Source organism: Aliiglaciecola aliphaticivorans (assembly GCF_054782055.1).
The window spans coordinates 1-12,370 of sequence record NZ_BAAGTF010000094.1 but is presented as its reverse complement, the minus strand read 5'-3'; the positions used below and the strand labels follow the sequence as shown (position 1 = coordinate 12,370).

Sequence of the window (12,370 nt, the reverse complement as noted above, 5' to 3'; positions counted from 1 at the left end):
AGTTCTTAAGTAGCTTCCTAGATTCTTTCTTTTATTACTGCCGAGATAGGCGAGGCATCTAAGCCATTCTCTGCGATCCAAGCCTGCAAGGTTTTGCCGTCGTGCTCAGGAGACGTTAGCTCAGATTTTGGCATTTTTTTCACCATTAGTGTGCCGGTTTTCACTGCATCACTTAACATTGCGGTGCGGATTAGACTGTTTCCGTCACAAGTAACACCAGCATAATAATCTTTTAGTTTCAATCTGTAATCAGACTGCACTTTTTTCATTTTCTTACGAAGCTCACCTTTATCATCGGTTTTTACAATGGTGCAAATGTTTTGCAGGGCATCATTGATGTCGGCTTGGGCAGTACCCGTTAAAAGTAAAGATGTGGCTGCGATGGCGATAGAAGTTTTAACAATTTTCAACATGGTTAAATTCCTCATTAGTTAATAGTTTGGGTTCGTGTTTCGACGGATTTAATTAAATAGGAATCGACACTAATTTAAAATCTCTACCTCGATACTTAGGTATGTCGCGCCATACCAAACAGGTTTAAAGATTGCATATGTCATTGAATTTGTTGTGTAATTTAATTTTTTAAAGTGCCTAAAATAATGTGTTTGCTAACGTTAACCACAGGCTATCTGTTAAGTTGAAGCTCAATATTCTTAAAAACTGCCAAAATTCACGATTAAAAGCTAAGGGGGTAGAGTCCACCGTTCACAACGAAAAACAGCCTCATAAGAGGCTGTTTTCCGAGGATGTAGACAGCGCATGCCTACCTACCATGTTGAACTATTTCAGTTCTATATCATTGATTAGATACGATCTTTGATTACGGCTGAAATCGGTGAAGCATCCAGGCCTTTTTCTGCTATCCAAGCCTGCAGTGTTTTACCATCATTTTCAGGAGAGGTTAAATCAGACTTTGGCATTTTCTTTACTAGCAGTGTGCCTGTTTCAACAGCGTCATTTAACATTGCTGTGCGGATCAAGCTGTTTCCGCCACAAGATACGCCTGCGTAATAGTCTTTTAATTTCAGTCTGTAATCGGATTGGACTTTTTTCATCTTCTTACGAAGTTGACCTTTATCATCGGTTTTGACAATAGTGCAAATGTTTTGCAATGCATCATTGATATTAGCTTGGGCGGTTCCCGTTACTAAAATAGAAGTTGCTGCGATGGCGATCGAAGTTTTAACAATTTTCAACATGGTTAAATTCCTCAGTTATTTAATTTAATCGTTGTGTCTGCGTTTGACGATTAGTATTAAAGACTACTGTTAGAAAACTTAAAATCTAATAGTTGATACTTAGGTATGTGGCTAAATACAGCAAATGGTAAACAACTTTTTCGAGGTATTTAATATGGAGAAGTTGAATTATCAGAATTACCTCACTCCCCAAAAGTTAGGGGAGTAAGATATTGGCTGAGGAACAGCAAGAGTAAATTGGAAAGTTTTAATTAACACCCTAATGATGATTAAATTGACGTGCAACTTCTAAAATTTGTTCTCGCATCCAGATGTGTGCATGATCATGATCCGCACTTACGTGCCAGTATAAGTAATGTTCTACAGGTGGCACATCAAACGGCATTTCATAAAAAGATAAGTCGTAATGCTTAGCTAAATGATAGGGAATACACGCAATTAAGTCGGTTTTCACTATGATACTGGGGATTGTCAAGAAATGTTGGCCACGCAATACTATTTTGCGACGTTTACCAATTTTGTCCAATGCTAATTCTATCGGGCCAGGATCACTACGTCGATGGGATACATTGATTTGACCTAATCTTAAAAATGTTTCTAAATCAATACCATTACGTAAATCAGGGTGGTTTTTCCGCGCCATTACTACAAATCTGTCTTGGGCAAATTGATGTTTGCACAAATGGGGATCTGTGAAGGTCGATGAATCAGCAAAAAAGTCTAAGCTACCACTTGCCATTGCTGAAACGACTGCACTGCGAGACAGTTCAAAATTGGTTATCGCAATTTTAAGAGCTCTTGTTTGCAAATTCGCTAGAAGTCTGGGCATTAGACTGGCTTCAAAAAGATCACGGGTGGCAAAGTGGAAGGTCTTTTCCGCAGTTTCAGGGTTAAAAGTATGGCTGTCTTGTACACTTTTTCGCAGTAATGACAGCGCATCCCGCGCCGGCCCAATAATATTTTGAGCCACAGGGGTTGGTGTCATACTATGGCCCGTTCGAACAAATAGTGGGTCGTTTAACATATCCCTTAGTCTGGCGAGGGAGTTACTCACCGCAGGTTGGGTAATACACAAAACATCAGCTGCTTTGGTAAGACTACCAGCAGTGTAAATCGCATCAAAAACAGCAAATAAATTCAAGTCAATTCGATTTAAATTCATGTGGTTCCTATATTAAATTGGACATTGCTAAGAAGCATGTTTCATTAGAAATCATGATAGAACATTATACATAACATTCATTTTATTAATAGTAGTTAGGTTGGTAAGATTTAAAAAATTTGTTAATTAATGTAAATAAATAAGGATGATAGATGTCGAAATCATTAATAGATTTAGTGGAAGGTGATGAGTTGGGTCACACTGATTGGATTACCATTGACCAACAAACAATTAATCAATTTGCTGATTCAACCAATGACCACCAATGGATACATGTAGATCAAGCTCGCTGTGAAACAGAAAGCCCGTTTGGGATGACCATTGCCCATGGATTATTGTCCACAGCGTTAATGCCAGACGCATTTTATCATCTCATTGAATTGGATTCTGCTAAACAAACCTTACTAAATTATGGCATCGACAGCCTTCGTTTTTTGGAGCCAGTTCGAGTGAATGATCGCATTAGATATCACGTAAACTTAGAAAATAAAACGACTAAGTCGACTGGGATCCTGTATCGATTTAATACTCAGGTAGAAATTGAAAACCGAGATAAGCCGGCAATGATTGGTAAATTTTTGATGTTATTGATTCAATAGAAATTATTTTACCTACCTAATGACTGGTAGGGCCATATAATTATCAAATGTTCACATATAAATAACATAAAATTTACATAAGGCAAATATGTCCCTAGTATTTGAATGAGGCTGGCAGAAATTGTTAGCTCAAAACAAAAACTAAAAACTATCAAGTGAGAGTGTTGGTTTTATCACATTGCGATTGAATGTTGTTTAGACCGCTGCTACTCACATTGATTTAGGGGACACTCAATGAAAATCAAGACTCGTATCAGCGCGATAGCGGCAATTGTCTCTACGCAATTTTTAGCGATGCCTCAATTGGCTGTTGCACAAGAGCAACAAGCTAATGAAGAAGTAGAACTAATTATGGTCACCGGTAGCTTTGTAAGACGCTCCGAAAATTTTGAATCACCTTCGCCATTAGCGGTAATCGATAGCGTAGCGATAGACGCAATTGGTGCTAAAAATATCGCGGACATCACACAAACTCTAACAACTAACTCAGGCTCTGAAAATAACCCAGATGCTTTTACTCAGAATGCGACTGCAGGTACGTCAAATATCAATTTACGTGGTCTTGGGGTCGCTTCAACATTAGTGCTATTAAATAATCGCCGCCAGGTGGTAAATTCTCAACCAACGAATGAAGGGTTGAACTTCGTTGATACTAGTTCACTGGTGCCGATGATTGCAATAAACCGCATGGAAGTAGTCAAAGACGGAGCTTCAGCACTATACGGATCTGACGCTGTTGCAGGGGTGGTTAATTTCATAACCAAGCGTAATTATGAAGGCGCTATGATGAGCTTTGATTATCAAGATGGTGCCCATGGTGATAACAAAGAATATGTCGTGCAAGGTTTGTGGGGAGCGAACGGCGATAAAGGCAATATTATGGCGGCGGTCAGTTACACCAACCGCTCTCCGTTGTTTATTAGTGACCGTCGCCTAAGTCGTCCTCAAGATGATACCAGTGCCTTAGGTAATCCTGGTTCGTATTTTTTAACTATTCCGGGTGTAGGGACGTTACCCATTATCGACCCTTATGGTTGTGAAGAGTTTGGTGGCTACCCTGATTTGCGTGCACCTAGTGGAACTATACCAGGACTTGAAATCGGTCTTTGTGGATTTGACTTTGGCCCTTATTATTCCTACGTTGCAGATGAATCTAGGACTAATATTTATGCCCAAGGTACTTATCAGCTAACCGACGAAATCATGTGGACAACTGAATTTGGTTACGCTAGAAACCGAGCTGAGCGGGGGGGCGCGCCAAGCTTCCCAATTTTAATCTCACCTATAGTTCCCGCAGATCATCCGCAAAATCCCTTTGGTGCTCCTGTTGCTTTCTTCGGACGTGCAGAGGGTAATGGCTTTGACGGTGATCCTGCACAAACTGAATCAGATACTTTTAGATTTAATACTGCTTTGCAAGGAGAGTTAGACGATGGTTTTTGGGAGGTGAGTTATACACGCGCCGTCAATGACTTCTTATTTAAAGTACCTGATGTGTTAAATACCGAATTTAACTTAGCGTTAAATGGTTTAGGCGGAAGTCAGTGTAATCCGCTCACTGGGACGCCCGGGGAAGGGGATTGTGAATACTTTAATCCGTTCGCTAATTCTTTCACAACAGCGCCTAACTCTCAGTATGTGGTAGATTCATTTACTGGTGAAGAATCGATTGATTCGAAAGCGGATTTAGAAGTGTTTGAAGGTTTTGCTTCCTTTGAAGCATTTGATTTGGAAGGCGGTGCAGCTGCAATTGCGTTAGGTATGCAATACAGAGAAGAAAAACTATCTCAAGATTACGATTCTCTGGCTAACCAAGATAGCTTTACTTTTGTTATTGGTAACCCTGATTTTGAAGGCTCATTAGATGTTTGGGCTGTATTTGGCGAATTGGCATTACCAGTTAGTGAAAACCTCGATATTCAAATCGCATTGCGCTACGAAGATTACGGCGGTTCTGTAGGGGATACGTTAGATCCAAAACTCGCTTTTTCTTATCGAGCAAGTGAGATGTTGTCGATACGCGGATCTATCTCAACATCGTTTAGAGCGCCAACGGTATTCTTACGTAATGGTGGTGCGACCTCGTTACAACAGTTGATCGATCCGGTACAAGAAGCACAGGCATTTGCTGCTGTGCGCACCACGGGGAATGAAGATCTTACTCCCGAAGAATCAACAGCCTATAATTTGGGTGTATCTTTTGAACCTATTGATGACTTATCTATTGAGATAGATTATTGGAGTTTCGAGTTTGATAATCTAATTATTCAAGAGAACGCACAAGCAGTTCTCAATGCTGATCCCTCTAATCCTGACAGAGTTGTTCGTGCTGGAGACCCTCTCACTGGTCCAGTTTTACAGGTTAACAATACTTATGTTAATGCGAGTTCTTTGGAAACTGCTGGATTAGACTTTGTAAGCAGTTATAAAATAGAAACAGAAAATGCGGGTACCTTTACGCCTTCAATAAATGCAACTTATATTACTAAGTATGACCTGAATGACCCTCAAGCGGGTGAAATTGATGGTGCAGGCAGACGTAACTTTAATAATATCGGGGTATCTTCCCCCGAATTGCGCATGAACTTAGGACTAAATTGGAATACTGGCGTTCACGCGGCTAATGTATTTGTTCGTTACATTAGTGGCTATGACGATGACCAAAACTGCAGCGATGGCACCTTAGCTACTGGCGGCGTATGTGCTACTAATAGTTTTTATGAAGTTGATAGTCATGTCACCGTTGATGCTCAATACAACCTCGATTTGGGAACAATGTTGGAGTCTGATATGAGTTACGTTCTATCAATAGGTGGTATTAACTTAATGGACGAAGAGCCCCCTCAATTGTTTACCAATAGTGGCTTCGACTCTAAAGTACATGATCCACGTGGTCGGCAAATCTATGCTAGATTAGCAATCGAGTTCTAGATTTTACTATGTCCAATAGAAATCCCCGACTTAGTTCGGGGATTTTTGTAAATAACCCCTTCCATAAAATCTTGATACTTTTTTTGTGGATCTCTTTCAATCTTTGTGGTTTTTTTCAACACTGGTACTTCACACTTAATAAGGACACGTAAGCATGGCTGAAAAATTTACACAGCAACAAATCCTAGACGCACTTTTAGATCTTAATGATGGTAAAAGCGAAGAACAAAAGTGGCAGGTAAATGGCAATAAACTAATCAAGACATTTAAGTTTAAAAGTTTTGTTCGTGCTTTTGGTTGGATGTCACAGGTTGCGATTTGGGCTGAGAAATTAAATCATCATCCTGAATGGTTCAATGTTTACAACAAGGTAGACGTTGAATTAACCACCCATGATGTTGGCGGACTCAGTGAATTAGATTTTAAACTTGCAGAAAAAATGGATTTATTTCATTAATAGGCACTTATCAAAGCCCCGCAATCGTACGTAAAATAAGCGTTGAGTGGTATTTTTGACCTATTGGTCAGTTATATTAAACTTTTATTGCAATAATTTGCATATCCCTCTTGCGCGGCCTCAATGGCTATGTATAATACGCTCCACTTGAGAGGGAAGAGAGTTAATTCATTCCTCCAATCAACACCAGTTTCAAGCGCGGGATGGAGCAGTCTGGTAGCTCGTCGGGCTCATAACCCGAAGGTCGTAGGTTCAAATCCTGCTCCCGCAACCACATTCAAGGCTTCGATAATTCGAGGCCTTTTTTGTTTTTTTTATTACTAGTTAAATGCCGTTTTAAGTGTATTTTTTTAACGCACTACTTGCACTACTCAAATGGCTATGTATAATACGCGCCTCTTGATAAGGAAGTGACATGAATCACTATCTAATCATCACCAGTTTCAAGCGCGGGATGGAGCAGTCTGGTAGCTCGTCGGGCTCATAACCCGAAGGTCGTAGGTTCAAATCCTGCTCCCGCAACCATTTATTCCTACCTCATGTTTTCCAGGTATCTGGAAACATTGAGGAAGGGAAATGTCATCAGACAAATCATTGTTATTCTTAGAAAAATGCTCTAGCTCAATAAATTGATTAATCAGTGGATTAACCAAATCTTCGTTACCAGAAGCTAAAGACAGTACACCAGCAAGCTTGCCATGCAAGTCTATTGAGTATTTGCTTCCGCATGATTCAGGGGTAAGAACAATCTTATCAATCAAGCTCCTCAGCAAGTTAGAGGCTTCTGTTTTAACATTCCCCTTATTGAGTGATGCTGTTAGAGAAGCTACTTCCTGTTTATAGCGTTCTGCCATGTTGGGATGCATAATGACTTTGGGTTCATCCTGCTCAAGCAAAAAAGCTTCAATTTCCTCTCTGCGCTTTATAATTTTATCCAAAGGTGCCTTAACCTCTGATGCTGGAATGCCATTTTTAATGGCTTCGATAATGTTTTTCTTATCAGCAGCCAGCTTATCAAGCTCGGCTTTGAGCCTATTAACTTTAACAAACCGCGCTTTTCTCAGGGCATCGGCGTATTTAGCATACTCATCACAAAATACTTCTACGCGCTCTTTGCGCATTAACTGTTCCTTAAGGCCGCTTAATATCGTTTGTTCCATGACATCTTGTTTGATGGTTAAACGGTTATCACAGGTGCCTTTATTTCTAGCAGTAGAACATCCGTAACGGCCTGATGAAATAATACTCATGCCTCCGCCACAGCACCCACACTTAAGCTTGAATGAAAACAAGTTCTTTGGACGGCGCTTGGCTTGAGTGCTCGTCTTTTTATCCAGAATTTTTTGTTTAGCTTTCAACTTTTCCCACATATCTTGCTTGACAATTTGCAGGTGAGGTACATCTACAACATGCCATTCACTTTCAGGGTTTAATTTCGATACGCGCTTACCTGTATCGGGGTCTTTGATATATTTCAGTTTGTTCCAGACGAGCTTGCCGATATATAGCTCGTTATTGATAATGCCTGTGCCACGCCGTCTATTGCCATAAATAGTGCTTGCTCCCCAGCTCTTACCCGAAGGGCAAGGAATACCGTCTTCATTTAGCTGTTTAGCAATTTTTGTTGGGGCAACTCCAGCCGTATATTCGCTAAATATATGTCTGACAACCTCAGCTTCTTCTTCGATAATTTCTCGTTCGCCTTTTATTAGCTCGCCATTCGTACCAATTTCTTTCACAACACGATAGCCATAGCATAAACCACCGCCAGATTTGCCTTTTTCCACTCTGCCGCTCAAGCCTCTATGCACTTTGATGGCAAGGTCTTTTAAAAACAAAGCATTCATTGTGCCTTTCAAGCCAATATGAATTTCACTGACAATGCCGCCGTCACTAAGAGAGTATATTTCAGCTCCACCAAACTTGACGCGTTTGTATATACCTGCCACATCTTCTTGGTCGCGGCTCAATCGGTCTAGGCCTTCTGTTAGCACAATATCGAACATCGACATTTGTGCATGTTGCATAAGAGTCTGGATACCGGGGCGAAGCATCATGCTCGCCCCGCTTATGCCATGGTCAGTATAGATTTGAACGACAGTCCATCCTTCTGCCTCTGCGCGGGATTTGCAGGTGCGGACTTGATCATCAATGGAGCTTTCGCTCTGCAATTCCTCATCACTGTATCGTGCATAGATGGCAACTTTCGTCATGCAAATCTCCTTTTATCGTTAATGGATACTGTCGGTATTCTCTTGTGCCAGCATATCTTCAAAATCTTGTTTAGCAGCACCCCGTGCCAATATTCTTACCAGCTCATCTAAAATCTCATCCTTATTTTGACTCGGATTAAGGGGAGATTTCCAGTCTTTAGCGTGATCTATTTTAGGATTCTCAGTCAATGTAAACCTCCTTATGGAATATTGTGTGTTGTGGATAACTTGTTTAAGGTAATTGTTAACTACAATTGTGGTTGTTCAGGGTGACTGTCTTTAAATTGTTTGGTTTGTTGTGAGTTGAATAGACGATGTGTCAACGATATCTTCTGGTGCTGATTATGTCGCAGCTCAATTCTATGGAATTTTTTAAATATTTGAGCATTGAGACTCATGATTTCGCGCTGTTGACGGTGCTTGATGATATCAATCTGTTTTTGGAGTTGAGAAACTTCTTCTCGCTGTTTTTGCATCAGTAATTTACGCTCTTCTTTGTCGCGCCCTAAGCCCTCTTGATAGGCTTGCTCATGTTGCAACTTTTGTTTTTTGTATCGGCCTGTAACATAGAACCAGAGTCCCTTTAAACCTTTGTGGTATTCGCTTTGCCGCTTAGTTTGCTCCTCTTTTTGCCGCTCTTTATGAAATGCAGTTTGTTTTTCGCGTTCGATGCGCTGCGTATTGACCACTGCGTATTTTCTTTGTTTAATCGTTCTACGCTCAGCTTCGTGTCTTCTTGCTTGTTCAGTGCGCAGACGCTTGTGAATAGTGCGTTGTTCGGCACTGATACGTGCTTTTATATCCTCAACATTGTATAAGGATTTTGCCGCGCCTAGCCGTGCTTTGAGATCTTTCGTTTTTATGCCTGTCGCACGGGAAAGTGAATGCACTTCACCGAACCAATCTACGGCGACATAGCCGCGTCTATCGCCGCGTGCGAGAAAAAAACCTTCATGTGCCAACGCATGTTCAAAGGATGCTTTCGTATCAGAACGCCCCCAGCAATGTGCAAGTTTGGCTTTAATGTGTTTTGGGTTAAGTTGATGGCGCTTTGCGGCTTGCCATTCTGCAAGATTATAGGTGCGCGGGTCGCGACTATGGCTGTGCTTGTAACCATCGGGCATGTCCCAGCCATGCTCAATGTATAAATCTCGGCTAATGCCGTTGAGACGTTGTTTGTAATATGGCAGTTTGATAGCTTTAATTTCTTGTGCATCAATACGTGACCAAACGCAATGGGCGTGCATGCGGCCTTGCTTCTCATGAATAACCAATGCTCTGGGCTGATTGGCAAGTCCCAACTCTTGCTCTGCCAAATCGGCAGCAGCGATAAAATCATCCTCACTTACTTTGGCGTTTTCTGGCGGATTAAAACTCACCGACAACAAAAATGATTGCGCTCTGGTTGCTTTGGAAAGGGCTTCAATTTCACGCAACCCACCTTCTAAATCTTCAGCCACAAAACCGCGCAAAGAATGAACATAGACATGGTCATTTTCCTTGTCGTTTAACAAGTGTTTGGCTAACGCAATCGCTCCTTTGCGCTGTGACGCTTTCACAATCATTGTTTACGCAACCCCAAAGCTTGCGTTAATGCACCGCGCATCCATTTTAGCGTTTCACAAGCATCAGTAATTTGTTTGATTACATCGGGACTTAAAACCAATGTGCCTGTGTTGATAGCATATGCGATTTGATTCAAATTACTTGCCATCCTACTGGCACCGAGCGCAGACAAAATTAGTGCAATATCCTTGCGCTCTTCTATTGGTGTCAATGCATAGCGCTTAACTTCCTCAATATCGTCAGCCAAAGTGCGTGCGCGAATAAACGTCGCGGTCTTCAAATTCAAGGCCTTAGCCTTTTGCGTGATATTATCGTATTCCTTATCGGAATAACGAATGGTGCGCTGTTTACGGATGTCCTCTGGGGGAATAACTCTCATTGTTGACTCCATTAATTAGAAAATACACTAGCAAAGCACGCGCTTGTTATCGTGCCTTACTGGTGAGGTTAGCTTAAGGTTTTTGCTCTAGACTTTGTTCCTGTGTCTGAGTAGGATTTTGCGCTTGTTCTGCACGTATCTCCTGCAAGGCTTCTCTTGCTTGAGTGGGCGCAAGCACCAACTTTCCATGCAAGGTTTGCCCAGTGATATAGCCTTTATTATTTTCAAACACACCGCCAATATGCATCAGTTGCTTATGGCGCCCCATCTGCACTTCTTGCAAGACGTCATAATCAGGCTGCCTGCCTTTTGAAATACTTGGATTTTCGTTATTAGTGCCACTCATGGGTTAACTCCTCTTCTTCAAAAAATGTAATTTCCTCATCAGCTTGTATCGCTGTGAACGGTTGCTTCGGTGAAATTGATTTGTGCAATACATCAGCATCATCCATATTGACGATTTCAAACACGCCTAATAAGGTGTCAGCATAGATAGCTGCTTGCAGAGGTATCGCAGAGTGCGCATAACCAATTTGGTGTCGCTCGGTTTTTCCGCGATACTCAATCAGCTCAAAAACGATACAATTCGCTTTGTCGCAGGGCTTGCCATTTACAGCAGGCCCTTGAGCAAGGGTTTCAAAATATTGTGAATGCATGGGCATTCCTCCTTTCTGTTGTAAAAACGTTGGTTTATGCAACCATTAAGACGCGTTAAATCTAAATAAAACGTTAAATAACAATACGTTGACAGACCGCAGTTTTTTTAAAACTGCGACATTGTCAACGGTATTCGAATACTGACCCACTAAACTGCTAAATTCGGTAAAGTAAAATTGACCCACCCTTAGCGGTTTTAGTTTAATTGGTCTCTGTGATTACAGGAACGATCCCTGCTGTTTTCTTTCCTTTTAGCCGATAACTGTTTCCAGATATTTGTACGATATGAGCATGATGTAGCAGCCTATCGAGTAGTGCAGCGGTTAGTGTCTGATCATCTGCAAATGCCGTTGACCATTGTGAGAACGGTAAGTTGCTGGTCACAATTACACTGCCATGTTCATATCGCTTGGCTATCACATTAAAGAACAGATTGGCTTCTTCACGCCCGAAGGGTAAATATCCGATTTCGTCAATCACCAACAATTTAGGGCCAAGCACACTGCGCTTAATGTAGTTATCAAGGCGATCTTGTTTCTTTGCCGTTGCCAGTTGCAGCATCAGGTCCGCAGCGGTAACGAAGCGTACCTTGATCCGTTTCTGTATTGCTTGATAGGCATAGCTTAAAGCTAAATGACTTTTACCCACGCCACTTGGCCCAAGCAATACAATGTTTTCCGCTCGTTCGATAAAGCTCAACCCAGTTAATTCCTGTAGCTGCTTTTTCGGAGCGCCAGTGGCGAACTTGAAATCATACTCATCGAAGCGTTTGATGGCCGGTAAGCCTGCAAACTTTAATAAGGTCTCACGTGTTCGCTGCGCTCTAGCATCAAGCTCTACACTCAATAGCTGTTCAAGGAAGTCGGCTAAGGTATTGTCGGTTCCTGCTGTCGTATCGGCTATCGCAGACCATTCAACGGCCATGGTATCGAGTTTAAGGGCTTCACACGCGCTGTGTATTCTGTCCATTTGTAAGTTCATAACGCCACCTCAAGGAGTTGGTCGTAAATGCTCAGTGGGTGTTGGAAGCTTTCAACCGGTAAAGCGTGTCGAGTTATGGGTGCAATGGTATTGGCTAGCCCCGGTGTCACTGGCAACTCGCTCAGTGCCAACTTCTCTTTTATCAATAAGACTTCTGGCTTCTGTTTGGTTGTGCCGTGAATGCGCTGGTGCGCGACATCATGTAACCATTGTCCTATTTGCCCAT

General features: G+C 41.7%; 13 protein-coding genes, 2 tRNA genes and 1 pseudogene. 5 read left to right on the top strand and 11 right to left on the bottom strand.

Going from position 1 to position 12,370, the window contains the following annotated elements:
* Positions 1–17: 17 nt before the first annotated feature.
* The 3 genes from ACYVIL_RS20840 to ACYVIL_RS20830 all read right to left on the bottom strand — a co-directional run bounded on the left by ACYVIL_RS20840 (position 18) and on the right by ACYVIL_RS20830 (position 2,361).
* Positions 18–413 (bottom strand): DUF3718 domain-containing protein, encoded by a 396-nt coding sequence (locus tag ACYVIL_RS20840; RefSeq protein ID WP_303474167.1) that lies wholly within the window; start codon positions 411–413, stop codon positions 18–20.
* A 390-nt stretch (positions 414–803) separates the two neighbouring features.
* Entirely contained in the window at positions 804–1,199 is a 396-nt protein-coding gene (locus ACYVIL_RS20835) for a DUF3718 domain-containing protein (RefSeq protein WP_303474168.1), read from the bottom strand.
* 259 nt (positions 1,200–1,458) lie between these two features.
* Entirely contained in the window at positions 1,459–2,361 is a 903-nt protein-coding gene (locus tag ACYVIL_RS20830) for a LysR family transcriptional regulator (protein ID WP_460314703.1), read from the bottom strand.
* A gap of 152 nt (positions 2,362–2,513) precedes the next feature.
* On the opposite strand from ACYVIL_RS20830, the gene ACYVIL_RS20825 reads away from it, so the two are divergent.
* From ACYVIL_RS20825 to ACYVIL_RS20805, 5 genes are all read left to right on the top strand, one after another.
* Entirely contained in the window at positions 2,514–2,960 is a 447-nt protein-coding gene (locus tag ACYVIL_RS20825) for a MaoC family dehydratase (protein WP_303474170.1), read from the top strand.
* Between the two features lie 234 nt (positions 2,961–3,194).
* Positions 3,195–5,891, top strand: coding sequence for a TonB-dependent receptor plug domain-containing protein (locus ACYVIL_RS20820; RefSeq protein ID WP_460314700.1), 2,697 nt, complete (start codon positions 3,195–3,197; stop codon positions 5,889–5,891).
* 154 nt (positions 5,892–6,045) lie between these two features.
* A complete protein-coding gene (locus tag ACYVIL_RS20815) occupies positions 6,046–6,348 on the top strand; it encodes a 4a-hydroxytetrahydrobiopterin dehydratase (RefSeq protein ID WP_303474173.1) in 303 nt (100 codons plus the stop codon).
* Positions 6,349–6,545: 197 nt separating this feature from the next.
* A tRNA-Met gene (locus ACYVIL_RS20810) sits at positions 6,546–6,622 on the top strand.
* Positions 6,623–6,796: 174 nt separating this feature from the next.
* Positions 6,797–6,873: transfer RNA gene (locus ACYVIL_RS20805), tRNA-Met, on the top strand.
* Here ACYVIL_RS20805 and ACYVIL_RS20800 read toward each other — a convergent pair.
* The 8 genes and pseudogenes from ACYVIL_RS20800 to ACYVIL_RS20765 form a co-directional block, all read right to left on the bottom strand.
* The gene (locus ACYVIL_RS20800; protein WP_460314698.1) at positions 6,852–8,561 is read right to left on the bottom strand and encodes a recombinase family protein; all 1,710 of its coding nucleotides are present in this window, start codon (positions 8,559–8,561) and stop codon (positions 6,852–6,854) included. The genes ACYVIL_RS20805 and ACYVIL_RS20800 overlap by 22 nt on opposite strands.
* Positions 8,562–8,579: 18 nt before the next feature.
* Positions 8,580–8,750, bottom strand: coding sequence for a hypothetical protein (locus ACYVIL_RS20795; RefSeq protein WP_460314696.1), 171 nt, complete (start codon positions 8,748–8,750; stop codon positions 8,580–8,582).
* Positions 8,751–8,809: 59 nt separating this feature from the next.
* Positions 8,810–10,126, bottom strand: coding sequence for a relaxase/mobilization nuclease domain-containing protein (locus tag ACYVIL_RS20790; protein ID WP_460314694.1), 1,317 nt, complete (start codon positions 10,124–10,126; stop codon positions 8,810–8,812).
* Positions 10,123–10,506: a plasmid mobilization protein gene (locus ACYVIL_RS20785; RefSeq protein WP_460314692.1), complete on the bottom strand. Its 384-nt coding sequence runs from the start codon at positions 10,504–10,506 to the stop codon at positions 10,123–10,125. The genes ACYVIL_RS20790 and ACYVIL_RS20785 overlap by 4 nt, the downstream gene beginning before the upstream one ends.
* 73 nt (positions 10,507–10,579) lie before the next feature.
* Positions 10,580–10,852, bottom strand: a complete 273-nt coding sequence (locus tag ACYVIL_RS20780; RefSeq protein ID WP_460314690.1) for a hypothetical protein — start codon at positions 10,850–10,852, stop codon at positions 10,580–10,582.
* Positions 10,839–11,162 carry a hypothetical protein gene (locus tag ACYVIL_RS20775; protein WP_460314688.1) on the bottom strand — a complete coding sequence of 108 codons (324 nt, stop codon included), beginning with the start codon at positions 11,160–11,162 and terminating at the stop codon, positions 10,839–10,841. Before ACYVIL_RS20775 ends, ACYVIL_RS20780 begins: the two co-directional genes overlap by 14 nt.
* A 202-nt stretch (positions 11,163–11,364) precedes the next feature.
* Complete coding sequence (gene istB / locus ACYVIL_RS20770; protein ID WP_460314686.1) at positions 11,365–12,144, bottom strand: IS21-like element helper ATPase IstB; 780 nt, start codon at positions 12,142–12,144, stop codon at positions 11,365–11,367.
* Positions 12,141–12,370, bottom strand: a pseudogene (locus ACYVIL_RS20765) (IS21 family transposase); the annotation flags it as partial. The gene istB and the pseudogene ACYVIL_RS20765, both read right to left, overlap by 4 nt.

What these genes read in the sequence shown, in the direction of transcription:
- ACYVIL_RS20800 (WP_460314698.1), bottom strand. Translation starts at nt 8,561, where the DNA reads ATGACGAAAGTTGCCATCTATGCACGATACAGTGATGAGGAATTGCAG.
- ACYVIL_RS20830 (WP_460314703.1), bottom strand. Translation starts at nt 2,361, where the DNA reads ATGAATTTAAATCGAATTGACTTGAATTTATTTGCTGTTTTTGATGCG.
- ACYVIL_RS20790 (WP_460314694.1), bottom strand. Translation starts at nt 10,126, where the DNA reads ATGATTGTGAAAGCGTCACAGCGCAAAGGAGCGATTGCGTTAGCCAAA.
- ACYVIL_RS20835 (WP_303474168.1), bottom strand. Translation starts at nt 1,199, where the DNA reads ATGTTGAAAATTGTTAAAACTTCGATCGCCATCGCAGCAACTTCTATT.
- ACYVIL_RS20785 (WP_460314692.1), bottom strand. Translation starts at nt 10,506, where the DNA reads ATGAGAGTTATTCCCCCAGAGGACATCCGTAAACAGCGCACCATTCGT.
- istB (WP_460314686.1), bottom strand. Translation starts at nt 12,144, where the DNA reads ATGAACTTACAAATGGACAGAATACACAGCGCGTGTGAAGCCCTTAAA.
- ACYVIL_RS20775 (WP_460314688.1), bottom strand. Translation starts at nt 11,162, where the DNA reads ATGCATTCACAATATTTTGAAACCCTTGCTCAAGGGCCTGCTGTAAAT.
- ACYVIL_RS20780 (WP_460314690.1), bottom strand. Translation starts at nt 10,852, where the DNA reads ATGAGTGGCACTAATAACGAAAATCCAAGTATTTCAAAAGGCAGGCAG.
- ACYVIL_RS20820 (WP_460314700.1), top strand. Translation starts at nt 3,195, where the DNA reads ATGAAAATCAAGACTCGTATCAGCGCGATAGCGGCAATTGTCTCTACG.
- ACYVIL_RS20815 (WP_303474173.1), top strand. Translation starts at nt 6,046, where the DNA reads ATGGCTGAAAAATTTACACAGCAACAAATCCTAGACGCACTTTTAGAT.
- ACYVIL_RS20825 (WP_303474170.1), top strand. Translation starts at nt 2,514, where the DNA reads ATGTCGAAATCATTAATAGATTTAGTGGAAGGTGATGAGTTGGGTCAC.
- ACYVIL_RS20840 (WP_303474167.1), bottom strand. Translation starts at nt 413, where the DNA reads ATGTTGAAAATTGTTAAAACTTCTATCGCCATCGCAGCCACATCTTTA.